General features: G+C 68.3%; 22 protein-coding genes. 6 read left to right on the top strand and 16 right to left on the bottom strand.

Annotation, left to right across the window (positions count from 1 at the left end):
* Nucleotides 1-22 precede the first annotated feature (22 nt).
* From MJ603_RS11000 to MJ603_RS10990, 3 genes are read right to left on the bottom strand one after another with little or no spacing between them, the layout of a single operon-like run.
* On the bottom strand, nt 23-1,234 hold the full coding sequence (locus MJ603_RS11000) for an acyl-CoA dehydrogenase family protein (RefSeq protein ID WP_243063758.1): 1,212 nt from the start codon (nt 1,232-1,234) through the stop codon (nt 23-25).
* Complete coding sequence (locus tag MJ603_RS10995) at nt 1,231-3,366, bottom strand: biotin carboxylase N-terminal domain-containing protein (protein ID WP_243063757.1); 2,136 nt, start codon at nt 3,364-3,366, stop codon at nt 1,231-1,233. Before MJ603_RS10995 ends, MJ603_RS11000 begins: the two co-directional genes overlap by 4 nt.
* A 5-nt stretch (nt 3,367-3,371) precedes the next feature.
* Entirely contained in the window at nt 3,372-5,015 is a 1,644-nt protein-coding gene (locus MJ603_RS10990) for a carboxyl transferase domain-containing protein (protein ID WP_374230902.1), read from the bottom strand.
* 124 nt (nt 5,016-5,139) lie between these two features.
* Between MJ603_RS10990 and MJ603_RS10985 the strand changes: the two genes are divergently transcribed.
* Complete coding sequence (locus MJ603_RS10985; protein WP_243063755.1) at nt 5,140-5,790, top strand: TetR/AcrR family transcriptional regulator; 651 nt, start codon at nt 5,140-5,142, stop codon at nt 5,788-5,790.
* A 104-nt stretch (nt 5,791-5,894) separates the two neighbouring features.
* Here the strand turns inward: MJ603_RS10985 and MJ603_RS10980 are convergent, their stop codons facing one another.
* The 4 genes from MJ603_RS10980 to MJ603_RS10965 all read right to left on the bottom strand — a co-directional run bounded on the left by MJ603_RS10980 (nt 5,895) and on the right by MJ603_RS10965 (nt 9,965).
* Nucleotides 5,895-7,166 carry a dihydrolipoamide acetyltransferase family protein gene (locus MJ603_RS10980; protein ID WP_243063754.1) on the bottom strand — a complete coding sequence of 424 codons (1,272 nt, stop codon included), beginning with the start codon at nt 7,164-7,166 and terminating at the stop codon, nt 5,895-5,897.
* Nucleotides 7,163-8,146: an alpha-ketoacid dehydrogenase subunit beta gene (locus MJ603_RS10975; protein ID WP_243063753.1), complete on the bottom strand. Its 984-nt coding sequence runs from the start codon at nt 8,144-8,146 to the stop codon at nt 7,163-7,165. Before MJ603_RS10975 ends, MJ603_RS10980 begins: the two co-directional genes overlap by 4 nt.
* Nucleotides 8,143-9,279: a pyruvate dehydrogenase (acetyl-transferring) E1 component subunit alpha gene (pdhA, locus tag MJ603_RS10970; RefSeq protein ID WP_243063752.1), complete on the bottom strand. Its 1,137-nt coding sequence runs from the start codon at nt 9,277-9,279 to the stop codon at nt 8,143-8,145. The genes MJ603_RS10975 and pdhA overlap by 4 nt, the downstream gene beginning before the upstream one ends.
* An 89-nt stretch (nt 9,280-9,368) precedes the next feature.
* Entirely contained in the window at nt 9,369-9,965 is a 597-nt protein-coding gene (locus tag MJ603_RS10965) for a TetR/AcrR family transcriptional regulator (protein WP_243063751.1), read from the bottom strand.
* Nucleotides 9,966-10,065: 100 nt separating this feature from the next.
* Between MJ603_RS10965 and MJ603_RS10960 the strand changes: the two genes are divergently transcribed.
* Nucleotides 10,066-10,785, top strand: coding sequence for an MBL fold metallo-hydrolase (locus tag MJ603_RS10960; RefSeq protein WP_243063750.1), 720 nt, complete (start codon nt 10,066-10,068; stop codon nt 10,783-10,785).
* Between the two features lie 118 nt (nt 10,786-10,903).
* Here the strand turns inward: MJ603_RS10960 and rpsO are convergent, their stop codons facing one another.
* Both rpsO and MJ603_RS10950 read right to left on the bottom strand, forming a co-directional pair.
* On the bottom strand, nt 10,904-11,173 hold the full coding sequence (gene rpsO, locus MJ603_RS10955) for a 30S ribosomal protein S15 (protein ID WP_243063749.1): 270 nt from the start codon (nt 11,171-11,173) through the stop codon (nt 10,904-10,906).
* Nucleotides 11,174-11,325: 152 nt separating this feature from the next.
* Nucleotides 11,326-12,090: a hypothetical protein gene (locus MJ603_RS10950; RefSeq protein WP_243063748.1), complete on the bottom strand. Its 765-nt coding sequence runs from the start codon at nt 12,088-12,090 to the stop codon at nt 11,326-11,328.
* A 131-nt stretch (nt 12,091-12,221) separates the two neighbouring features.
* Here MJ603_RS10950 and MJ603_RS10945 point away from each other — a divergent pair, with 131 nt between their 5' ends.
* Entirely contained in the window at nt 12,222-13,040 is an 819-nt protein-coding gene (locus MJ603_RS10945; protein WP_243063747.1) for a triacylglycerol lipase, read from the top strand.
* Here the strand turns inward: MJ603_RS10945 and MJ603_RS18775 are convergent.
* Together MJ603_RS18775 and MJ603_RS10935 are read right to left on the bottom strand one after the other, a co-directional pair.
* Entirely contained in the window at nt 13,024-14,559 is a 1,536-nt protein-coding gene (locus MJ603_RS18775) for a carboxylesterase/lipase family protein (protein WP_243063746.1), read from the bottom strand. The two genes, MJ603_RS10945 and MJ603_RS18775, sit on opposite strands and share 17 nt — an antisense overlap.
* Before the next feature lie 66 nt (nt 14,560-14,625).
* Complete coding sequence (locus MJ603_RS10935) at nt 14,626-15,153, bottom strand: adenine phosphoribosyltransferase (protein ID WP_374230908.1); 528 nt, start codon at nt 15,151-15,153, stop codon at nt 14,626-14,628.
* Between the two features lie 108 nt (nt 15,154-15,261).
* Between MJ603_RS10935 and MJ603_RS10930 the strand changes: the two genes are divergently transcribed.
* Nucleotides 15,262-16,590, top strand: a complete 1,329-nt coding sequence (locus MJ603_RS10930) for an MFS transporter (protein WP_243063744.1) — start codon at nt 15,262-15,264, stop codon at nt 16,588-16,590.
* Between the two features lie 42 nt (nt 16,591-16,632).
* On the opposite strand, the gene MJ603_RS10925 is transcribed toward MJ603_RS10930, so the two are convergent.
* The 3 genes from MJ603_RS10925 to MJ603_RS10915 form a co-directional block, all read right to left on the bottom strand.
* Nucleotides 16,633-17,007 carry an FKBP-type peptidyl-prolyl cis-trans isomerase gene (locus MJ603_RS10925; RefSeq protein ID WP_243063743.1) on the bottom strand — a complete coding sequence of 125 codons (375 nt, stop codon included), beginning with the start codon at nt 17,005-17,007 and terminating at the stop codon, nt 16,633-16,635.
* Between the two features lie 209 nt (nt 17,008-17,216).
* On the bottom strand, nt 17,217-18,341 hold the full coding sequence (locus MJ603_RS10920; protein WP_243063742.1) for a PrsW family intramembrane metalloprotease: 1,125 nt from the start codon (nt 18,339-18,341) through the stop codon (nt 17,217-17,219).
* The gene (locus tag MJ603_RS10915) at nt 18,338-19,720 is read right to left on the bottom strand and encodes an FAD-binding oxidoreductase (RefSeq protein WP_243063741.1); all 1,383 of its coding nucleotides are present in this window, start codon (nt 19,718-19,720) and stop codon (nt 18,338-18,340) included. The genes MJ603_RS10920 and MJ603_RS10915 overlap by 4 nt, the downstream gene beginning before the upstream one ends.
* A gap of 127 nt (nt 19,721-19,847) precedes the next feature.
* Here MJ603_RS10915 and MJ603_RS10910 point away from each other — a divergent pair, with 127 nt between their 5' ends.
* Nucleotides 19,848-20,618 carry a glycosyltransferase family A protein gene (locus tag MJ603_RS10910; protein ID WP_243063740.1) on the top strand — a complete coding sequence of 257 codons (771 nt, stop codon included), beginning with the start codon at nt 19,848-19,850 and terminating at the stop codon, nt 20,616-20,618.
* Nucleotides 20,619-20,653: 35 nt separating this feature from the next.
* Here MJ603_RS10910 and MJ603_RS10905 read toward each other — a convergent pair whose 3' ends face one another.
* Nucleotides 20,654-21,601, bottom strand: coding sequence for an alpha/beta hydrolase (locus tag MJ603_RS10905; protein ID WP_308220588.1), 948 nt, complete (start codon nt 21,599-21,601; stop codon nt 20,654-20,656).
* Between the two features lie 140 nt (nt 21,602-21,741).
* Between MJ603_RS10905 and MJ603_RS10900 the strand changes: the two genes are divergently transcribed.
* On the top strand, nt 21,742-22,617 hold the full coding sequence (locus MJ603_RS10900; RefSeq protein ID WP_243063739.1) for a fumarylacetoacetate hydrolase family protein: 876 nt from the start codon (nt 21,742-21,744) through the stop codon (nt 22,615-22,617).
* A 42-nt stretch (nt 22,618-22,659) separates the two neighbouring features.
* Here the strand turns inward: MJ603_RS10900 and MJ603_RS10895 are convergent, their stop codons facing one another.
* A complete protein-coding gene (locus MJ603_RS10895; protein WP_243063738.1) occupies nt 22,660-24,144 on the bottom strand; it encodes an aspartate ammonia-lyase in 1,485 nt (494 codons plus the stop codon).
* Nucleotides 24,145-24,317 lie beyond the last annotated feature (173 nt).

Raw genomic sequence — 24,317 nt, 5'->3', positions numbered from 1 at the left:
CACCTCTCACTCGGTCTCATGGTCATTGCTCGAGGCCGAGGGAACGGGCGATGAGCATCAGCTGGACCTCCGTCGTGCCCTCCCCCACCTCGAGGATCTTCGAGTCGCGGTAGTGCCTGGCGACGGCATTCTCGTTGAGATATCCGTAGCCGCCCATGATCTGGGATGCGTCGTGAGCGTTGGCGACCGCGGCTTCGGATCCGACGAGCTTGGCGATCGAGGCCTCCGTCTTGAACGGCATGCCTGCCTCCATCTTGAGCGCTGCGTCGTAGTACGCAAGACGCGCGGTGTGGACTCTGGCCTGCATGCGGGCGAGCGTGAAGGCGATGTGCTGGTTGTCGGCGATCGCATGCCCGAACACCACGCGGGACTTGGCATAGTCGACCGCCTGTTCGAGGCAGCCCTGCGCCGCACCCGTGCACAGAGCGGCGAACGCGACGCGTCCCTCGTCGAGCACCCGGAGGAAGTTCGCGTACCCGCGACCGCGCTCGCCGAGCATGTTCTCTTTGGGCACGCGCACGCCGCGGAACACGAGCGGATGCGTGTCGGAGGTGTGCCACCCCACCTTGTCGTAACCGGGAAGCACGGTGAATCCCGGGGTCCCCGTCGGCACGATGAAACAGGTCAGTTCCTTGCCGAGCGAGCCGTCGGCGCGCCGCACCTCGCCGGTGACCGCCGTGACGATGACCAGCGACGTGATCGGGGTGCCGGAGTTTGTGATGAACTGCTTCGTCCCGTCGATCACCCAGTCGTCGCCGTCTTCGCGGGCTGTCGTCTGGGTGCCGCTTGCGTCGGATCCGGCGTCGGCCTCGGTGAGACCGAACCCGGCGAGCGCACGTCCGGCGAGCAGATCGGGCAGCCAACGGGCCTTCTGCTCAGAGGTGCCGTGCCGGAACAGCGGCATCACGCCGAGCCCGATGCCGGCTTCCAGGGTGACCGCGATCGACTGGTCGACCCTCGCAAGCTCCTCCACCGCAAGACACAGGGAGAGGTAGTCGCGATCCCCTCCGCCGTATTCGGCGGGGAACGGCAGCCCGAACAGGCCGAGCTGCCCCATCTGCGCGATGATCGACATCGGCAGCGTGCGCTGGGCGTCGTAGTGGTACGCCTGTGGCGCGACCACGTGGTCGGCGAACTCACGAACCGTCGCGCGCAGCGCGCGGTGCTCGTCTGTAAGTCGTGGGTCGTCGCCGAGTGCGTTGCGTACGGCGTGAGGTGCTGCCGTCTCGATCATCGTGATCCTTCCGTCGTGGGGATGGCTTCTGTGAGGTTGGTTCGGCCGTTGTCGGCCGATGTCGTCCCGTCCGTCGTGGGGTCGGGAAGTCTTTCGTCGTCGAGCGGTTCGACGGTGGCGACGACCTGGTCGGTGCCGACCTTGTCGCCTGGCGCGAGATTCAGGTGCAGGATGCCGCGGTGCGGCGCCGTCAGGCGGTGCTCCATCTTCATCGCCTCGATGACGAGCACTCCGGCGCCGGGTTCGACCACCTCGCCGTCCGATGCCTCCACCGCGACGACCGTGCCCGGCATGGGCGCCACCAGGTTCGGGCTGCTCGCCGCATCGGATGCCCGTGCCGCTGCACCGCGGTCGCCCGCCGATCGCGCGAGTGGCAGCATCCGCAGCGCCCACGTCTCACCGGCGGAGAAGAGCCACACGCCGTTGCGGGCCCTGGCCGCTCGGAATGCGTGCGTCGCGCCGTCGAGCTCCACGAGCATACGGTCGTCCGATCGGTCCAGCACGCGCGCCGTGATCGGCGAGCCGTCGCCGACGCGCACACTCGAGTGTTCCGGTGCACCGACCACGCTCACCTCGACGGCGTCCGACCCTGCGTCGGTGGCGATGCGGTAGCGCGCAGGCGCCGGAGCCGACATCCGCCAGCCGGTCGGGCGCGACCACGGGGCATCCGTGCCGGCGCGCCATGCATCGTCGTGAACGAGCAGTGCTGCCGTCGCGAATGCGGTGTCGGGCACTTCGCTCGACGCAGCGCCTCGGTCGATGAACCGCGCGATGAGACCGGTGTCGAGTCTGCCGGCGCGCACGTCGGCGTCGTCGACGAGCGCGGCGAGGAACGCCACATTGGTCGAGACGCCCAGCACCGCGGTATCCCGCAACCCCGCGGAGAGCCGCGTCAGCGCTTCCTCGCGATCGTGCGCCCACGCGATCACCTTGGCCAGCATCGGATCGTAGGCGTCGGTGATCTCGAGTCCCTCGACGAGTGCGCTGTCGACACGGATGCCATCACCCTGCGGCTCGTGCAGTGCGAGCACGCTTCCGGTCGCCGGCAGGAAACCTCGCGGCACGTCCTCCGCGTACACACGCGCCTCGATGGCGTGACCGGTCAGCGTGACATCGTCCTGTGCGAACGCGAGGGTCTCCCCCGCTGCGACCCTCACCTGCTGCTCGACGAGATCGAGACCCCTCGCCCCGCGCACGGTGGCGACGAGCTCGGTCACCGGATGCTCGACCTGGAGACGCGTGTTCATCTCCATGAAGAAGAAGCTGTCGGGGTCGTCGTCCGAGACCAGGAACTCGACGGTGCCCACCCCCACGTATCCCACGCTTCTGGCCGCCTCACACGCCGCTGCGCCGAGACGGGCGCGGAGGGCGGCATCCACGAGAGGAGACGGCGCCTCCTCGATGACCTTCTGATGCCTGCGCTGCAGCGAGCACTCGCGCTCGCCGAGATGCACGACGGCACCGTGCTCGTCGGCCAGCACCTGCACCTCGATGTGACGGGGAGCCGTCACGAGCCGTTCGACGAAGAGCGCGTCGTCGCCGAACGCGGCGAGCGCCACTCGCCTGGCCGTCCGCAACGCAGCAGGAAGTTCGACGGCCTCGTGCACCTCGACCATGCCCATGCCGCCCCCGCCCGCCGACGGCTTGACCAGAACCGGCAGGCCGAGTCGTTCGGCGGCGCGAGCAAGGCTCTCGTCGTCGAGCGTGCGATCGTCGACGCCCGGTGTGACGGGCACTCCGCTCTGCGCCACCAATCGCTTGGCGCTCACCTTGTCGCCCATGGTCTCGATCGCGGAGGCCGGAGGCCCGATGAACACGATGCCTGCCGCCTCGCAGGCGCGCGCGAAGTCGGCGTTCTCGGAGAGGAAGCCGTAGCCGGGATGCACTGCCTGGGCGCCCGTGCTGCGGGCCGCGTCGAGGACCGCGTCGATGTCGAGGTAGCTGCGAGCCGCTGCTGCCGGACCGATGCGGCAGGCGACGTCGGCCTCGCGCACGTGCGGTGCGTTGGCATCCGCGTCGCTGTACACGGCGATGGAGCGGATGCCCATGCCCCGCAGCGTGCGGATCACGCGCCTGGCGATCTCGCCGCGGTTGGCGACGAGCACGGTGTCGAAGGGAGGTCTGGCGGTCACGGCTCTCACATCCTGAAGACGCCGAAGCGGGGTTCGCCCGCCGGCGGAAGCGGGGATCGGGAGACCACGTCGAGCGCGAGCCCGAGCACGGTGCGGGTCTCGGCGGGGTCGATGACCCCGTCGTCCCAGAGCCGCGCCGTCGAGTAGTAGGGGCTGCCCTGCTCCTCGTAGCGCTGCCTGATCGGCTCGGCGAACGACTCCTCGTCGTCGGCGCTCCACGTCTCGCCGCGCTTCTCGAGCGCATCGCGTCTGATGGTGGAGAGCACGGACGCCGCCTGTCTGCCTCCCATCACGGAGACGCGGGCGCCCGGCCACATCCAGAGGAACCGCGGCGAGTACGCGCGCCCGCACATCGAGTAGTTTCCGGCGCCGAACGAGCCCCCGATCACGACGGTGAGCTTCGGCACCCTCGTGGTGGAGACGGCGGTGACCATCTTCGCGCCGTGTTTGGCGATGCCGCCGGCCTCGGCATCCCTTCCCACCATGAAGCCCGAGATGTTCTGCAGGAAGATCAGTGGAATGCCCCTGGCATCGCAGAGCTCGATGAAATGGGCGCCCTTGAGCGCCGACTCGCTGAACAGCACGCCGTTGTTCGCGACGATGCCGACCGGATGCCCGTGCAGCCTGGCGAAGCCGGTGACCAACGTCGTGCCGTACTCGCGTTTGAACTCCGTGAACGTGTCGGCGTCGACGAGCCGGTCGATCACCTCGTGCACGTCGTACGCGGTCTGCAAGTCGACGGGAACCACGTCGAGCACGGATGCCGGGTCCTTCGCGGGTGCGTGGCTCTGCTCCACCTTCCACGCGGGTTCGAGCGGCGCTGGAAGTGTCGCCACGATCTCTCGCGCCATGCGCAGCGCGTCTTCATCGTCGTCCGCGAGGTGGTCCGTCACACCGGACACACGCGAGTGCACGTCGCCACCGCCGAGCTCCTCGGCCGTGACCTCTTCGCCGATGGCGGCCTTCACGAGCGGCGGCCCGCCGAGGAAGATCGTGCCCTGGCCACGCACGATCACGTTCTCATCGCTCATCGCGGGTACGTACGCACCCCCGGCCGTGCAGGACCCGAGCACGGCCGCCAGCTGCGGCACACCCGCCGCGGACAGCTGCGCCTGGTTGAAGAAGATGCGGCCGAAATGGTCGCGATCGGGAAAGACCTCGTCCTGCATCGGCAGGTAGGCACCGCCCGAGTCGACCAGGTAGATGCAGGGCAGACGGTTCTCGAGAGCGATCTCCTGCGCTCGCAGGTGCTTCTTGACGGTCATCGGAAAGTAGGTGCCGCCCTTGACCGTCGCGTCATTGCACACGACCATCACCTGCCGGCCGTGCACAAGACCGATGCCCGCGATCATGCCGGCTGCCGGGCTCTCGTCGTCGTACAGTCCGGATGCCGCCAGCGGCGCCACCTCGAGGAACGGGCTGCCGATGTCGAGCAGTCGCTCCACCCGCTCACGCGGCAGCAGCTTGCCGCGGTCGGTGTGCCGCGCTCGTGACGAGGCTGGGCCGCCCTCCGCAGCGACGGCGAGCCTGGCGTGCAGGTCGGCGACGAGATCGCGCTGGGTCTGGATGGATGACGGCACTACGCCGGCATCGCTCAGTGCCTGGCTCGTGGCCGCCTCCTCGCGTGCGTTCGGACCTGCGCTCGACATGCGTGCGGACATCCTGTTAGCGCGAAGCTCCGGCCTGTACGGCCGGAGCCCGTGCGCTTCGGTTAGCGATTCCTAACCGAAAACAATGTTAGCGATCATTAACCGAAGTGTCTAGAGTCGAGGGATGACCGAGGCGATTCAATCGCGGGACGACCGGCCGATTCAGACCCAGCGCAGCCGGGCCAAGGCGGACCGGCGCGAGGCTCTGCTGACCGCCGCGGCCCGACTTTTCGCCGAGCGCGGCTTCGCCGGTGTGTCCATCGAGGATCTCGGTGCTGCGGCAGGAGTGAGCGGTCCCGCGGTCTACCGGCACTTCAGTGGAAAACAGGCAGTACTCGCCGCGCTGCTCATCGGCGTGAGCGAAGGACTCCTCACCGGCGGCCGCGAGTGCGTCGCCGACGCCGCGACACCGCGGGCGGCGCTGGGGTCGCTGGTCGACTTCCACGTCGACTTCGCGCTCAGCGAGCCCGACGTGATCCGTGCGCAGGACCGCGACCTCGACAGCCTCTCCGCCGCGGATGCCGCCCGGGTTCGCGAGCTGCAGCGCACCTATGTCGAGCTGTGGGTCGATGTGCTCTCCGGGCTGCGGGACGAGGACCGCCGCTCGCTGCGCGTTCGGGCACACGCCGTCTTCGGCCTGATCAACTCCACGCCGCATTCCAGCCGCACGCACACCTCGAGCCGCCCGCCGCGGGCGACCGTCGACCGCATCCTGCACGAAATGGCGTTCGCGGCCCTGCTGCCGGCCTCGGTGGCGCCCCCGGTGGTCGAGTAGCGCCGCGAAGCGGCGCGTATCGAGACCCGCGCCACGGCATATGGCGGCGATGCGGGCCTCGATACGCGTGCCTTCGGCCCGCTACTCGACCAGCGGCGGGGGCGTCAGGCCACGGCCAGGGCGGAGGCGGGATCGGCGAGGATTCGTGCGATGTCGCGTAGCAGGCGCGAACCCTGCTCGCCGTCGATCACACGATGGTCGAACGTGAGGCTGAGCGTCATCACGTGACGCAGCCGCACCGCGTTCTTGTGCTCCCACGGACGCCGGTTCACGGCTCCGAGCGCGAGGATCGCGGTCTCCCCCGGGTTCAGCAGCGGGGTGCCGGCATCCACACCGAACACGCCGACGTTCGTGATCGTGACGGTTCCACCGGTGAGCTCGGCCGGTGTGGAGCGACCGGCTCGTGCGGTCTCGACGAGCGATCGGATGGCATCCGCGAGGTCGGGCATCCGCATGCCGTCTGCGTCACGGATGTTCGGAACGACGAGTCCGCGGTCCGTCGCGACCGCGATCCCGAGGTTCACACCAGGCGGCGTGACGATCTCGTCGGTCGCGTCGTCCCATCTGGCATTCGCGTCTGGAGTCGCCGCGAGCGCGATGCACAGTGCCTTTGCCGCCAGGGTGAGCACCGTGACACGTCGACCGCGGAATTCCGGCTCGGCCGCCAGGCGGTCGAGCAGACGGATGCCGCGGGTCACGTCGACCGTCAAAAACTCCGTCACCTGCGGAACGGCGGCGCTGCGCACCATCGCCTCCGCCGTGCGGCGTCGCACCCCTGACGCGGCCAGCCGCGTCTCGCCTGCTCCACTCGACGCGCCCTGATCGCCGCCGGCCCGCTCGCGAACGATCGGTGCGGACAGGCGTCCGGACCGCGGCCTGCGATGCGGCCGCTGCCCACTCTGCTCCTTAGGCCCTCGGCCGACCAGCACCTCGTGACGCTCCTCCTTCGTCGGGGTGGCGACGGCTGACACCGCGCCTTGCCCCACGATCTCGGAGGGGGCATCGGCGGCGTCCTCCGCGCGAGCACCGACGACGACCGGCTCGAGCACGCGAGCTTGCTCGACGGCGTCAACAGCGGCATCCGCCGGCTCCAGATCGTCGCCGACGGAATCGTCGACCCCGTCGTCTGCTCCGTCTTCGACCTCGAACGAGACGAGCGGCGCGCCGACGTCGAGCGTCTGACCGGGCTCGGCGTGCAGGGCACGCACGGTTCCCTCGAACGGCGACGGCACCTCGACGAGCGCCTTCGCCGTCTCGACCTCCGCGATGATCTGGTTCAGCTCGACCCGGTCGCCGACGGACACCTTCCAGGCGACGATCTCCGACTCGGTGAGACCTTCGCCGAGGTCGGGCAGCGGAAACTCCTTGACGCTCATACCCGCACCCCCATCACGCGGTCGACCCCGTCGAGCATGCGGTCGAGGTCGGGAAGGTAGTGGTCCTCGAGTTCGGACGGCGGATACGGGATGTCATGACCCGTCACACGCAGGGGCGGCGCGGTCAGGCGGTCGAAGCAGCGCTCGGTGACCATCGCCGCGATCTCCGCCCCGATCCCGCCGAAACGTGCGGCCTCGTGCGCGATCACGATCCGGCCGGTCTTCTGCACGGAGTCCACGATCGCATCCTCGTCGAGCGGTGCGAGCGAGCGGAGGTCGATCACCTCGATCGACACCCCGTCGTCTTCGGCGGCGAGGGCGGCGTCGACGGCGGTCTGCACCAGCGGCCCGTACGTGACCAGCGTCACGTCGGTGCCGGGCACGACGACACGCGCGCGATCGAGCGACGGAACGGCGGAGACATCCGTCACGACCTCGCCCTTCGACCAGTAGCGCCGCTTCGGCTCGAAGAAGACGACCGGGTCGTCGCTTTCGACCGCCTGTCTGATCATCGAGTACGCGTCTTGTGGGCTCGAGCACGCGACGACACGCAGGCCCGGTGTGTGGGCGAAGTACGCCTCCGGCGACTCGGAGTGATGTTCGACGGACCCGATTCCACCGCCGAACGGAACGCGGATCGTGATCGGCATCTTCACGGCGCCCTGCGTGCGATAGCGCATCTTCGCCACCTGCGTGACCACCTGGTCGAACCCCGGAAAGACGAAACCGTCGAACTGGAGCTCGCAGACCGGCCGGAAACCGCGGTAGGCGAGTCCGACGGCGGTGCCGATGATGCCGGCCTCCGCCAGAGGCGTGTCGACGACGCGGTCGATGCCGAATCGCTCCTGCAGGCCGTCCGTGACGCGGAAGACTCCTCCCAGCTTTCCGATGTCCTCGCCGAGCAGCACCACACGGTCGTCCGCCTCCAGGGCATCGGCGAGGCCCGTGGTGATCGCCTTGGCGAGCGTCAGTTCGGTCATCGGGCCGCCTCCCGGTTCGCGCCGTCGGCGTCGTCGAACGACGCGAGGTACGCGGCGTACTCATCGCGCTCCCGCCGCAGCGACGGCGGGGTGTCGGCGTAGACCTCGTCGAAGATCGAGAGGGGCTCGTGCGGGCGAAGGGCCAGGCATCCGTCTCGCAGCTCCTTCGCAACGGCGTCGGCCCTCGCCGACACGGATGCCTGACGCTCGTCGGTCAGCGCTCCCTCTGCCATGAGCAGCCGGCGCGTGCGCTCGAGCGGATCGAGCTCCCGCCAGCGTTGTTCCTCTGCCTTGTCTCGATAGCGCGTCGGGTCGTCGGAGGTGGTGTGCGGTCCCATGCGGTACGTGACGGCCTCGATGAACATCGGTCCGTCGCCGGTGCGCGCATGATCGAGCGCCATGCGCGTTGCGGCGAGCACCGCGAGCACGTCGTTGCCGTCGACACGCAGGCTCGGGATTCCGAAGCCGGGCGAGCGATCGGCGATGGGCCTCTGCGCCTGGAGCCCGACGGGCTCCGAGATGGCGTACTGGTTGTTCTGGCAGAAGAACACGACGGGCGCGTCGTACGCGGCGGCGAACACCATCGCCTCGTTCGTGTCGCCCTCGCTGGTGGCACCGTCACCGAAGTATGCGACGGCCGCAGCATCGTCGCCGTCGCGCGTGATGCCCATGGCGTAACCGACCGCGTGAAGGGTCTGGGCACCGATGATCACGGTGGGGGTGGCCATCCCGACGTCGTAGGGGTTCCAGCCGGAGAACTGCGAGCCGCGCCAGACGCGGATCATGTCGGTCATCGAGACCCCGCGCACATAGGCGACCGCGTTCTCGCGGTAGCTGGAGAACACGAAGTCGTCCTTGCGCAACGCGCGGGCCGACCCGACCTGCGCGGCCTCCTGGCCGATCAGCGGCGGCCAGAGCACCAGCTGACCTTGCCTCTGCAGCGCCGTGGCCTCGGTGTCGATGCGGCGGGAGACCACCATGTCCTCGTACAGCGCGAGGAGCTGCTCCTCGAACACGTCGGCGACCCACGGGTCGAGATCAGGGTCGTGCAGCCGTTCGCCGTCTGGGGCGATCAGCCTGGAGAGGCGATCTCGCCGAGTCGACGTGTCTGTACTGGGACGGATGGTGAGCATCGTTGTACGCAGCCTTCATACGTTCGTGACCGGCGGATGCTTGTGGCTCGCCGGCCCGCGCGGCATCGTTGCCGCGCGTCCCATCCAGACTACGTCGAAGGGCGCATCCGGGAGAAGTCCGACGCGGCATCGATCGCCCTCGCGATCGCCATCGCGCCGTAGTCGAACGCCTTCGCCGGATCTCCGCCCAGTTGGAAGGACCCGCTGAGCTCCATCGTGAGGAATCCGAGCGCCCACGCCGTGACCGTGCGCGCGGCCTCGAGCGCGTCGTCGGCTCCGGCGAGCCGTTCGGAGACCCGCAGCACCGCCGCGCTCGAGGCGGCGAGCGCGTCCGCCGAAGGCCGAGCCGCGGGCGACGGCGACGCGAAGACCAGCCCGAACCGGTTCGGATGCCGATGAGCGAAGGCACGCAGTGCACGCGCAAGCGCTACGAGGGAGTCGACCGGGTCGTCAGCGGTCACCTCGGCCGCGACATCCAGCGTCTCTGCAAGCTCGAGCACCGAGGACTCGACGACCAGGCCGACGAGCTGTTCTCGGCTCTGCACGCGCTTGTAGAGAGAGGGCGCACGCACGCCCACCCTTGTCGCCACCGCCTGCATGGTGAGAGCATCGAGGCCGCCCTCGTCGAGAAGGCTGCGGGCCGCCGCCACGATCTCGTCGTTCGTCGTTCGATTCGGTGTGGGCATTGCATCCCCCTGGACTCGTTCATCAATGGCTATTGACATTAGCCATCATGGCTAACTATCGTAGCCATCGTCAACCTTACGCCATCGAGAGGACCCGGTCATGGAACTCGCCCCCGGACTGCACCGCATTGGAAACGACATCATCGCCGTCTACCTCGTCGAGGACGACAGCGGCATCACCCTGATCGACGCGGGGATCTCAGGACAATACGCCGACCTGGAACGCGAGCTCGCGTCGATGCATCGCACGGTTGCCGACATTCGCGGAGTCGTGCTCACGCACGGCGACAGCGACCACATCGGGTTCGCCGAGCGGCTGCACCGCGATCACGGCATCCCTGTCTACGTCGGCGAGGCGGATGCCGCACGCGCCCGCGGCGAGGAGTCAACGCACCCCGCGTGGGGCAAGGTTCGTGTCGGCGCCATGACGAGCTTCCTCTGGTACACCCTGCGCAAGGGCGGAATGCGCAACACCTACCTCACAGAGGTCGTTCCGGTGCACGACGGCGACGTGCTCGATCTGCCGGGGCATCCGCGGATCGTCGCCCTGCCCGGTCACTCGGCCGGCAGCATCGCCATCGTCGCTCCGTCGGTCGACGCGGTCTTCGTCGGTGACGCTCTGACCACCAGGAACGTGCTGACCGGTCAGCGCGGCGCGCTGCCGGCACCGTTCACGGACGACCAGGATGCCGCACGTGCCTCGCACGCGAAGCTCGCCTCGATCGACGCCACCTGGGTCCTGCCGGGGCACGGCACGCCGTGGAATCGCGGCACGAAAGAGATCGCCGCGGAGCTCGCCCTTTCGGACGCGGCCGGCTGAGAAGACGAGAACGCCCCGTCACCGAAGTGACGGGGCGTTCTGCGCAAGAAGTTCGCGTTGTCGAACGAAGAGTTGCCGTCGCCCGTGCGGGCGAACGATCGACTCTACCGACGACCGCTCAGCGGCGAAGGCCGAGGCGCTCGATCAGTGAGCGGTAGCGGCTGATGTCGATCTCCTGCAGGTAACCCAGCAGGCGGCGACGCTGCCCGACGAGCAGCAGCAGGCCACGACGTGAGTGGTGGTCGTGCTTGTGCTCCTTGAGGTGCTCAGTGAGATCCTTGATCCGCTTGGTCAGGATTGCGACCTGAACCTCTGGGGATCCGGTGTCACCGGGGTGGGTTGCGTACTCTTCGATGATCGCCTTCTTGGCATCTGCTTCAAGTGCCATAGATTCGATCCCCTTTCTCTCGCTGCGCGGTGCCGCAGGCCGAATGCCTGGGCTCTCTTTATCCGCGGCCGTTCTGACGGCAACCGGTAAAGACTACCAGGAATGACGCGGGCACCCGACCGTGGTCGCCTGCCAGGGAAGGGAGTCAGACGTCAGGCGACGGCGTCGCGGGCCTTCTCGATGACCCTGTAGTGCATCAGCCCGAAGCCGAAGACGTAGAGCAGCACGACGGGGATGCCGCCGAAGAACCACGTCCAGCCTGTCGCGCCCAGTGCGACGGTGAGCACGGCGGTGGTCACGCCACTCACCAGCACGAGTGCGCCGAGGGCGGCACCGATCCACGCACCGACGACACCGTAGAGGCCGACGACCCCTCCACGGTTCAGACGTGCGATCGACTGCGGGGTCTTGGCTCTGCGGTACGCGGCGACCGAAGCGAAGCGGCTCGAGACATCCGCGAAGTACCAGACGCCCGCGGCGAAGATGAGGATGGTCGCTGCGATGGCCCAGCCGAACGCGGCGGCGTCCTTCGTGGCCAGTGCGACCTGCGCGGCGATGACCCAGGATGCGACGACACCGAGCAACCCGTAGCCGACGGCAGCCCAGCGCAGCTTGAGGCCGAGGTCGACGACGATCTCGTCGTGAGTGCCGAGCAGCGGATCGTTGAGCAGCTGAGTTGCGGTGAGCGGCTGTGGGGGCGCGGGAGCAGCGGCAGGGGCGGGCTGCTGAACCTCCTGCTCGTGCGCCGACGGCTGGTCGGCGGACTCGCCGTCCGCGGCATCCGATTCGCTCGCAGGAGGGGCGAACACCCGAGAAAGCGAATCGTCGACGTCGGCTGAACCGGCCCCGACCGAGTCCTCGGACGACTCGGCCTTCGTCGAATCGGTGCGCGGACTCGTCTTTCTCGTCGTGGCCAAGATCTCGTCTCCTCTCGGGCCGCGCGACACCCGCCCGGCCAGGTCGTTCAACGTACCCGAAAGACACTACCCGCAGGTTCTGGCGCAGGCCCTGTGACGTTCCGCGATCCGCGGAACGCTAGCGTTGAACCATGCCGCGTGCGGAATCCGGCCGGCGATCGAGTCGAGACGTTGTGCCGGGCGAGGGGTCGGAACCCGACGTCGAGATCGCCGGAATCGACGTCGGGACCGTGTCGCGTGCCGTTCCGTCTGCGCTTGCCGACATCGCATTCCTCCCAGGATGGCGTGGCCTCGGCGCCAGAGCTCGTCGATGGATGCTGCGCGATCGCGAGCATCCCGTCGACGGGTCGCCCGTGCTGCTGCTTCCCGGCGTGAACGAGAGCCCGCGTTTCCTCGACCCGTTCGCCGCACTCGCGCTCGCCTCCTGCCGCCCCGCGCACGTCGTCACGACGCTGGGACGCAACCGCTCTGGTGTGCTCGCGACGGCCGAGATCGCCGCCGCGTACCTCGAGCGGCACGACCTCAGCGGGGTGACCATCGTCGCCCACAGCAAGGGCGGTCTGGTCGGCAAGCAGCTGATGGCCTGGGAGCAGACGGGGCCCAGAGTCGCGACGATGCTCGCGATCGCGACGCCCTTCTCGGGCTCGGTCTTCGCGTCGAGAATGCCGGATAGAGCGCTCCGTGCGTTCGCACCGACCGATCGGACACTGCTCGACCTGGCAGCGAACCGCGGCGTGAACGGTCGTATCGTGTCGGCCTTCCCCGCCTTCGATCCGCAGATCCCCGGCGGCAGCGAGTTGCCGGATGCCGCCGCGAACGTGCGCGTGCCGGTCGCAGGGCATTTCCGCGTGCTCGGGCATCCCGAACTCTGGCGCCTCGTCAGGCGAGTGCTTCGCGAGACGGATGCCCCGGCATCCGCTCCCTGCGACGGCGTCAGCGGAACGCGATGATGTCGTCTCCCCAGACCCGACGCAGCTCGCCACGGGGGTCGCGCACGACGCGGTCGCGACTGTCGAAGACGTAGGTGGAACGCCGCTCGGTGTCGTAACGCGGCCAGAACGGCGTCATGCCGACCGGGTTCGGGTCGCCGATCGAGGCGAACGAGAGCCATCGCGCCTGCATGCGCGCGGTGAGGCGCCGCCCTGCGCTCACCGCTCCGGCAGCGACGACCTTCGGAACGTGGGTGTCGAACACGTGCGCCAGTTCTGCGCCGTGCATCGCACCAAGGCCGGCGACCCGAATCAGAGGCGGAGCGAAGTCGAACTCGTACGCCCAGGTCGGCGCGTACCTGCTGTGCGCTGACGCGGCCCACACGGTCGGCATGCGGAAGGCGGCATCCGTCGACAGGCGAAGCGCCGGCCGCAGGCGAGGGTAGCCGCGGTATCCGGACGGCACGGCCAGTGCCTCTGGAGTGCCGAGTCTTTCGACCATGAGCTGAACGGCCTTCGACGTGTTCGGCACGATCGGCGAGCGCAACAGCCGGAAGAGCATCGCCTCATCGCGGTTCGAGCCGATCACCAGGGGAATGCGTAGAGCCTGACCTCGCATCATCGCGGTGAGCGGATACTCCGGAACGAGCTCGCCGTCGACCACCGGCGCGACCGGGATCGTGCCGGGCTCCGCAGCACTCGTGTCGACGATCAGTCGGTTGCACGCCTCGATCAACGCAGCGGCCGGGAGGCGTCGCAGCCGATGCACGTCGCCGGGCGCGACATCCAGACGCTGAAGGAAACGCTCTGCCGAGCGGCGTGCCGTCTCGCGGGTGTACACACTGCCGGCAGGCGAGCTCTGCGCGATCGCACCGTGCACCAGGCCCTCGGCACTCGGAGTCGCCATCATGGTCGTGACGGCACCCGCGCCCGACGACTCGCCGAACAGGGTCACGCGGTCCGGTGAACCGCCGAAAGCCCGGATGTTGTCACGCACCCAGGCGAGCGCCGCAAGCTGGTCCTTCTGGCCGACATTGCTCTCGAACTCGTCCTCGGCCGTGGAGAACGACGACAGATCGAGGTAACCGAGCGGGCCGATGCGGTAGTTGAACGTGACGATCACAGCGCCACCGGCCGCGAGCCGCGAGCCGTCGTAGAGCGGATCGGCCGACGAACCGACGTAGTACGCGCCACCGTGGATCCACACCATCACCGGCAGACCCGCGTCGCCCAATTGCGGTGTGTACACGTTCACGGTCAGGCAGTCCTCGCTCATCTCGCGAGGCTTGCTGCCGACGAACGCCATGACCGGCTGAGGAGCGATGCGGCTGAACGCGGTCGCATCGCGCACACCGTCCCACGATTGCGGCAGTTCCGGCGCTCTGAAGCGCAGCGGCCCGACGGGCGGTGCCGCATACGGAATGCCCTTGAAGGCGTACACGTCTCCGCCGTGCACGCCACGCACCAGGCCGTGCGAGGTGGCGACGACGGGCTCGGTCTCGTTCGCGGCGCCGATGAGCGTCGCCTCGTTCGCACTCACGCTCTCAGGCTAGGACCGAGATCCTTCCGCGGCCGGGAGATCGCCGATGACTTCGGCGAGCGCCGGTCAGAGTGCGGCGATGCTGTACGTCGGAACGTCGCCGAGCTTGTCACGCCCTGCCAGCTCTTCGAGTTCGAGTACGACTCCGAATCCCGTGATCGAATACCCGGCGCGCCGGATCAGACGAGCGGATGCCGCGAGCGTTCCACCTGTCGCGAGCACGTCGTCGAGCACGAGCACCCGCGATCCTCTGGGCAGCCGGTCGGGTTCGAGCTCGAGGGTCGACGTGCCGTACTCCAGCTCATAGGACTCGCTGAGCACTTCTCCGGGAAGCTTGCCCGCCTTGCGGATCACGAGAACTCCGACGCCGGCCGCGTACGCGACCGCGGCCGCCAACACGAAACCGCGGGCCTCGACACCGGCGACGGCGTCGAATCCGCCGTCGAACCGCGCGGCGAGATCATCGACGATCGCGGCGAACGCCGTGCCGTCGGCGAAGACGGGAGCCAGATCTCGGAACAGGATGCCCGGCTCGGGAAAGTCCGCAACGCTCACCAGCAGGCGGTCGAGTTCGTCACGCGCGCTGTTCACCAGCCCACCCTATGCGACCTCGCTGCCCCGTCATCGCGACCCGAGCGGGAGCCGCCGCTGCCGACTCGGAGGGCGAACCGGCCGGACACCGCCGTGTTACCGTCGAATCCCGTGCCGAACGACGATACCGAGCGCCCTGCCGCGCCAGCCAGACGATCGGTCTTCGTCGACCTCACGCCTCTCAAGCGGAGTCCGGCCTTCGCCCGTCTGTGGATCGGCGGCGCCGTCTCCGGCATCGGCGGTCAGATGACGATCGTCGCGATCGGCCTGCAGGTCTACGACCTGACGAACTCGACGCTCGCGGTCTCGGGCGTCGCCCTCTTCGCTCTGCTGCCGATGGTGTTCTTCGGCATCTACGGCGGGATGCTCGCCGACGTCTTCGACCGCAGGCTGGTCGCGCTGCTCTCCGCCGTCGTGGCGTGGGGATCCACGCTGACGATCGCGCTGCTCGCCTGGCTCCACGTCGACAACATCTGGCTGCTGTACCTGCTCGCCACGCTCAACGCCGTTGCGGCCACGGTCATCAGCAGCACACGTATGGCGATCATGCCGAGGCTGCTCGAGCGGGAGCTGCTGCCTGCGGCATCCGCTCTCGGTGGCATCGCAACGGGCGTGATGGTGACGGTCGGCCCTGCGCTGGCCGGCGTGCTCGTCGCCGCGGTCGGCTTCGGCTGGACGTACTCGGTAGACGTCGTGCTGTTCGTCTTCGCGTTCCTCGGCATCGCGACGCTGCCGCCCGTTTTGCCGGAAGGCGATGCGGCGAAACCGGGGTGGGCATCCCTCGTCGAAGGACTTTCGTTCCTCAAGCGGGCGCCGAACGTACGCATGTCGTTCATCGTCGACATCTTCGCGATGACGTTCGGGCAGCCGCGGGTGCTGTTCCCCGCAGCAGGCGCCTTGCTGCTCGGCGGTGGCGCCGTCACCGTCGGCGCGCTCACCGCCGCCTATGCGATCGGGGCGCTCGTCTCGAGCGTGTTCTCCGGTCCCCTCGGGCACGTGCGCAGGCAGGGGGTCGCCGTCGGCCGGTCGGTGGTCGTCTACGGCGCGTTCATCTTCGCCGTCGGCGTCGAGCTCGCCCTGCTGACAACGGGATGGTTCGGGTCGGCGGATGCCGGGCATCCGAACATCGCGGCCATCACGATCGCATGCGTACTGCTCCTCGGTGCCGGCGCCGCAGACAACGTGTCATCCATCTTCCGTCAGACGATCTTGCAGTCGGCGACGCCTGACACGATGCGCGGGCGCATCCAGGGCGTCTTCACCGTGGTGGTCACCGGCGGCCCTCGCATCGGCGATCTGTATGCCGGCGCCGCGGCCGCCCTCGTCGCGCTGTGGTTCCCGCCCGCGCTCGGCGGGCTCGTGATCATGGTCGCGGTGACCCTGATCGTGCGGTTGCAGCGCACTTTCCGCCACTACGACGCGATGCACCCGGAGCCCTGAGGGGCATCCGGGTGCATCGCGAACGGATCGGGGTTGGCCGGGCTACTTGACTCCGAGCAGGTCGATCACGAAGATCAGGGTCTTGCCACCGAGCGGATGCCCGCTGCCCGCTGGGCCGTAGGCGAGCTGCGGCGGGACCGTCAGCTGGCGACGCCCGCCGACCTTCATGCCGGGGATGCCGTCCTGCCAACCCTGGATGAGGCCCTGCAACGGGAACTGAATGGACTGTCCGCGACCCCACGAGGAGTCGAATTCCTCACCGGAGTCGTAGTCGACTCCGAGGTAGTGCACGTCGACAGTTGCGCCCGGCGTTGCCTCTGCGCCGTCACCCTCGACGAGGTCGACGATCTCCAGCGCCTCGGGCGCCGGGGACTGCGGGGCTTCGATCTCCGGCTTGGACTTCTGCGTTTCGCTCATCCCTCCATCCAAGGGCACCGGTGCCGGATCGTCAAAGCCGGGGTACGCGGCGTGCGGCAAATGCTTGCAATCCCGCGCCCGCCGTTGCACCCTGGATGCAGACCAACTCGTCGTTCGGATTCGGCTGCCGGCAGTGCCGCACCACCGAGCGGCGAGTTTTTGTGTTCTCCGTTCGCGTCGCACCTGCCATCGGCGTCCTGAGGGCGGACTCAGCCGAGGCTGTAGAGCCGGGAACGTGCCTCGGTGATCTCGGCGAGCAGAGCCGCCTCCTCGGCCGCGGTGTCGGCATCCGCTGAGCCGTTGACCACGCGGTTCCTCGCCATTGCGAGACGGGTGCTGTCGCGCACCATCGACCGCACGATCGCCGGCGCGTCACCGCCACGGGAGCGCGCCCACGCCCGCACTCGACGCCTGCCGGGACGCGTTCCGTACAGCACCACCTCGTCTGGCGTGAACCAGCCGGCCCTGCCATAGTCCGCCAGCCTGTCCCTGGTGAGGTGCTGTTCTCGCACCCTGAGCAACACGACAGTGACGACGGCACCCACGAAGACCGGCAGTTCGAACACGAGGTAGACGCCCCAGAAGCCGATGTAGCTCGAGAAGTTCCACACCGCATGCAGAACGATCGCTGCGGCGAGCCCGATGACGAAGGCGACGAGGATGCGACCCACTCCCCGTTTGCGCACGGCGAGTCCCAGCGCAAGGCCGGTGCACGAGGTGAAGAGCACGTGGGCGAACGGCGAGAACAGCGACCGCAGAACGAACACCACGGCCGCTTGATCCGGCCCTCCACTGTGGATCGCCGTGCCGAAGTACTGGATGTTCTCCACGAAGGCGAACCCTCCGGCGGTGATCGCCGCATACACGATGCCGTCGATCGGACCGTCGAACGTGCGACGGGCCGCGAAGACCAGGATCAGCAGCGCAACGCCCTTCGCGGTCTCCTCGACGATGGGGGCACGCACGACCGCCGACAGAATCGAGTCCTCCGGAATCGGCGTGAGCACCCGCTGCCCGAGGTCGAACAGCAGGGCGATCGTGATGGCGGCGGCGGCGCCCCAGAGAAAGGCGAACGCCTTCGCCGCGAGCGGTTCGGGCTCCCACGCGTCGATCCAGATCGCTGTCAGCAGCACGATGGCCAACGGCACGAGGGCCAGCGCCGCGCTGACCACGACGAGCCCTGGGCCGAACGCGAGCACCAGGTAGGCGAACACGACGACGAGCAGCTGCGTGAGCAGGATCAGCCCGATGATCGTCCACACGACCGTGCTCGTCTTGGTGCGAACCACCAGCGGGGCGGCCGGATACTGCGGCGCGGGAATCTGCTGCGTCACGCGAACACCTTTCCGGGATTCAGGATGCCCAGCGGGTCGAACACCGCCTTGATGCCGCGCTGCAGCTCGTACGAGTCGTCGCCCAGCTCGTCGCGCAGCCAGCGTCGCTTCAGGATGCCGACACCGTGCTCGCCCGTCAGCGTCCCGCCGAGGCGCAGCGCCGTGGTGAACAGGTCGTCGGCTGCACGCCAGATGACGTCGGGCACCTCTCCCCCTGCGTACACGAAGTTCGGATGCAGGTTGCCGTCTGCGGCGTGCGCGACCGTCGGGATGCTCACGTCGTACTGCCGCTCGATCCGCACGATCTCGTCGAACATGTCAGCGAGCCGCGACCGTGGAACGGCCACGTCCTCGATGAGCACCTCGCCGAGGGTGCCCAGCGACGGATGGACCGCGCGGCGGAGTGCGAGCAGGCGGTCGGCCTCTTCACGGTCGGACGAGAGCCGCGCGCTGCCGCCCGCGCTCTGCACGAGCGCGGCGGCCTCGGTCGCGCGGGTGACGGCATCCGCATCGTCGAACTGCACGATCAGCGACGCGCCTGCGTCGAGGTCGAGGACCCCGCCGATGTCGTCTCCTGTGGTCGATGCGGAGTACGCCGCGATCGCCTTGAGAGTCTCGGCGTCGATCAGCTCGCAGATGGCGGGGCGAAGCCTCGCGGCGGTGATGGCCGCAGACGCCGCTGCGGCCTCCCGCACGCCGGGGAACAGCCCGACAACGGTGGCCGGCGGATTGGACGGCCGGGGAAGCGCGCGCACCGTCGCCTCGACGATGATGCCCAGCGTGCCCTCCGAACCGACGAACAGGGCCGTCAGGTCGTAGCCGGTGACCCCCTTGACCGTGCGATGTCCTGTGCGCATCACCCTGCCGTCGGCGAGCACCACCTGGAGCCCGAGCACGGCCTCCCTGGTGACGCCGTACTTCGCGCAGAGCAGCCCGCCCGCATTCGTGGCGATGTTTCCGCCGACCGTCGAGATCGCCTTGCTGGCTGGGTCGGGGGCGAACCACAGGCCGTGGGGTTCCAGCGCCGCGTCGAGGCCCGCGTTGATCACGCCGGGCTGCACGACGGCCAATTCGTCATCCGGAGCGATCTCGAGAATGCGGTCCATGCCCGAGAGGTCGACGACGAGTTCACCGCCCGAACCGGCGGCCCCGCCTGCGAGGCCAGTTCCCGCGCCACGCGGCACCACGGGGATGCGATGCTGCGTCGCCAGGCGCAGTGCGGCGCGGACATCGTCGACGTTTGCGGCCCGCACGATGCCGAGTGGCGCAGTGGGTGAGGCCCATCCGGATCGATCCGTTCTGGCAGACTCCATGGCGTCGGGCGCCGCAGTGAAGGCGTCGCCCAATTCGGCCGCGAACCGTTCGATCGGTTCAGGCATTCGGCTCCCGTCTCACGTCGTCCCGCGCCCGTTGGGTGGCCGGTCGCACCGGAATCTTACGCGTAGGATCAAGCATCGGTGGACGGGACGGTACCGCTCGTCGCACCGGTGAGGAGAGCCAATTCCCGTGTCGACCGTCTCTGTGGTGATCCCTGCCTACAACGATGCGGTGATGCTCAAAGAGTGCCTTCGCACGCTCGGCGAGCAGATCAGGCCGGCCGACGAGGTCATCGTCGTCGACAACGGGAGTACCGACGACACGGCCGAGGTCGCGCGCGAATTCGGCGCCACCGTCGTGCATCAGCCCGTGCGGGGCATTTTTCCCGCTGCGGCGGCCGGATACGACGCGGCGAGCGGCGACATCATCGCGCGGCTGGATGCCGACTCGCGCGCTCCCGTCGACTGGATCGCCCACCTCGAGGCCGAGTTCACCATTACTCCCGAGATCGGTGTCCTCACCGGCCCTGGCGAGTTCTACGACGGGAATCCGGTGATCACGTGGCTCGGGGAGAACCTCTACATCGGCGGCTACTTCTGGTTCGGCGGCCTCTGGCTCGACAACGGACCGATCTTCGGCTCCAACTTCGCGATGCGACGGGACGTATGGCTTCGGGTGCGCGACCTGGTGCATCGTTCCATCCGACGAGTACACGACGATCTCGACCTCAGCCTGCACCTTCCGCCGGATGTCGTCGTGCGCGTCGACGAGACCCTGCGCGTCGGCATCTCGGCTCGGCCGTTCTCCTCGTGGCGGGGATTCGGACGACGACTCGGGTGGGCCTACCTGACGTTCCACATGAACTGGCCTGAGTCGTCACCGTGGCGCATCCGAGCTGCGCGCGCGGAGTACCTCGCGTCGCATCCCAGCGACGAGGGCGACGCGACGAGCACCGTCTGACCGCAACATGCCTCACCGCTGCGGTGAGGCATCCGTCAGCTGTCGGCTTGCACGCTGCCGTCCGCCTCGGCGAAGAGGGTCAGCATGTCGTGGGCGAGCTGGTGCGGCGCCGTTTCACACGGGCTGTGTCCCGTGCGGTACACCGCGAGCGTGGCGCCGATGCGTTCGGCGAACTCTGCGTGCAGCTCGACGGGCCACAGGTCGTGCTCCCCCGTCGCGACGAGAGACGGGATGCCCGTCGCCTTCAGCTCAGCGGCCACATCGGGCGTGTGGCGCATCAGGGCGATGATGTCGTCGACGGACTGACGGCTCGTCGATTCGAAGCGCGAGCGCACGAATTCGAGCCTGGTCGGCCCCACCTTGTTCTTGTTCGTGACGATGCCCCAGATCATCAGGCCGGCACCCTGATGGGCGCTCGTCAGCGAGCTGATCCAGCCGATCATGCGCACGCCGCGGAACGTCTGGCCGGGAAGCGGCGGTGCCGTGAGCAGTGTGAGGCTGCGCACCAGCTCGGGGCGCCGCACCGCCACCAACTGAGCGACGGAACCGGCGAAGGAGTAGCCGAGCAGATGCGCGGGTGCTCCGCTCTCGAGCACCGCGATCAGATCGTTCACGAAGAGGTCGTAGTCGTAATGTCCCGTCGGGCCGGGCGCCGCATCCGCAGACTCGTACTGACCGGCGAGGTCGTAGCTGAGCACGCTGTAACCGCCCTCGACCAGGATCGGCCCGAGCAACGCGAAGTCCTCCTTCGATCCGGTGACCCCTGGAACCAGCACGACGCGCGGATTCGACGGATCGCCCATCGCCCAGGTGGCCAGCGAGCCGCTCGGGGCGGCGAATCTCCCGACGATCGTTCCGGGCGGCGGTTCGGCCCAGTCCACTTCGCCGATCGACGCATCCTTCGCGATTGCGGCGCGGCGAGCACCGTCAGCGCTGTCGTCTCGCGCCTCCGACCTCTTCGCGCGCTCCTCGTCGATGGACACGCGTCTACCCTATTGCGCGGCGCGCACCTGCCTTCCGCCCATCATCGACGCGACGCGGGTCGGACGATGTCGCGTCGAGCGGAGACGCGGCGCCGGGGCTGTCGGCCTTTCACGGTGGTGCGGAGGGATAGCCTTTCACGGTGAGACTGGCGCATCTTGGCAACCGCGGCGGTTCCGACGTGCGTCTTTGCGTCGTCGTCGACGAACTGGCGGCCTTCGTCGACGAACTTGTCGACGACGCCCCGGCCGATCTGCAGGAGCTCATCGAGCGGGGCGACAGCGAGAGTGCGTCGATCGAGGCCGCGGCTCGCGAGGCCGCCCCGCGAAGTGAGCTGTGGCATCCGGTCTCCGAGCTACGACACGAATCGGCCGTGCTGCGACCGCCGGTCATCCTCGCGATCGGCGCGAACTACGCAGCCCACTCGGCGGAGCTCGCGCTCAAGGTGGAGAAGGCGGCAACGGTCTTCGCGCTGTGGCCGAACTCGCTGACCGCGCACGAGTCCATCACGACGTGGCCCGAGGAGCTCTCGAATGAGGTCGACTACGAAGCGGAACTCGGCGTGATCATCGGAAGGCCGGCACACAACGTTCGTGTGGCCGACGCTCTGGACTACGTCTTCGGGTACACGGTCGTCAACGACATCACGGCGCGCAACCTGCAGTTCTCCGAGGCGCAGTGGTCGCGATGCAAGTCGTTCGACGGCTTCACGCCGACCGGACCCGTTGTGGTGACGGCCGATCAGATCGCCGACCCACAGGATCTCTGGCTGTCGACGACCGTCGACGGGCGATTGCTGCAGGATGCCTCCACCTCCGGCATGGTGCGTTCCGTCGCAGAGTTGATCGCGTTTCTCTCCATCTCGACGACGCTGCAGCCGGGAACCCTGATCTCCACGGGGAGCCCCGGCGGAGCCGGCTACTCGCGAACACCGCCGGTGTTCCTGCACGACGGCTCGCGCGTGACGGTGTCGTGCTCGGGCATCGGCTCGCTCACGACGCACTGCCGCGTGATCTGAGCCTGACCGGGCAGCCGCCGCTGATCCCGCACGACGTGCGGGTCAGAGGCGGGCGTCGGGGTTTCCGTGGTGGTCGGGCACGACCGGGATCGACGTGGTGATCGCCTCGAGTCCGCTCAGTCGTGCAGGCGAGAGCAGCTTCGTGACCTGGTCGCGCGGCATGAGCTTCGCCTCGACGACGAGGTCGGCGACGTTGCGATTCGTCAGCAGCGCGGTCTTCGCGAGGGCTGCAGCCGCGGCGTAGCCGATGTGCGGGGTGAGGGCCGTGATCACTCCGATGGAGGACCCGACCATGATCTCGAGGCGCTCCTCGTTCGCGGTGATGCCGTCGATGCAGTTGACCCGGAGAGTCAGGCAAGCCTGCCTGAGCCAGGTGATCGACTGCAGCAGGAAGGTGGCGATCACCGGCTCGAACGCGTTGAGCTGCAACTGTCCGGCCTCGGCTGCAGCGGTGACGGTGGCATCCGCTCCGATGATGCTGAAGGCGACCTGATTCACCACCTCTGGAATGACCGGGTTCACCTTGCCCGGCATGATGCTCGAGCCCGCCTGGCGCGGCGGCAGGGTGATCTCGCCGAACCCCGCCTGTGGTCCGCTGGAAAGCAGGCGCAGGTCGTTGCAGATCTTCGAGAGCTTGACGGCGCTGCGCTTGAGCGCGCCACTGAACGACATGAACACGCCGGCGTCGCTGGTGGACTCGATCAGATCGGGCGCCGTCTCGAGCTCGAGCCCGGAGATCGCGTTCAGGTGCCGCACCACCACGGCCGCATAGCGCGAGTCGGCGGTGATGCCGGTTCCGATCGCTGTTGCGCCCAGGTTGACCTCGGCCAGCAGCCAGATGGTCTCTTTGAGTCGCTCGTAGTCCTCGGCGAGCGTGGTCGCGAAGCCGTGGAATTCCTGCCCGAGTGTCATCGGTACGGCATCCTGCAGCTGGGTGCGACCGACCTTGAGCACGTTCTTGAACTCGACGCCCTTGCGTAAGAACGCCTCCCTGAGCTCCCACAACTCATCGAGCAGCGATCGCAGAAGCATCGACAACGCGATCTTCACTGCAGTCGGATACGTGTCGTTCGTGCTCTGGCTGCGGTTGACGTCGTCGATCGGATGCATGTGGGCGTAGTCGCCCTTTTCGAATCCGCCGAGCTCGAGGGCACGGTTCGCGATCACCTCGTTGGCGTTCATGTTCGTCGAGGTGCCCGCGCCGCCCTGGATGATGCCGACGACGAACTGATCGCGCAGCTTGCCGTCGAGCACGTCTTGGCACGCTCGATCGATCAGGTCCGCCTTGTGCGGCTCGAGCACACCGATCTCGGCGTTCGCCCTGGCAGCGGCCTGCTTCACCATCGCGAGCGCTTCGACGAATGAGGGGTAGACCGAGATGGGACGGTGTGCGATCGGGAAGTTCTCGAGCGCCCGGGAGGTGTGGATGCCCCAGTACGCCTCCGCTGGGATGCGCCGCTCCCCCAGCGAGTCGGTTTCGACGCGGTACTCGCCTTCGCCGGCATCCCACCCGGGGGGCGGGGACATTTCGGAAGTGGGTAGCTGAATGGGGATTTCACGTGTCGCGATCACGACGTAGGGGCCTTTCCTGGGCGCTCCTTCGCGCCCTCGATCCGACTCTACGCGTGGGTCGTGCACACTTCCTGACCGATCGTTCGGATCGAAGCGCGAACCCTTCAGATCCGGACAGACGCGGTGGT

This window comes from Humibacter sp. RRB41 (genome assembly GCF_022761015.1).
Lineage (GTDB): Bacteria > Actinomycetota > Actinomycetes > Actinomycetales > Microbacteriaceae > Humibacter.
Note: the sequence above shows the minus strand (reverse complement) of the source record. Positions and strands in the feature narration are given on the sequence as shown.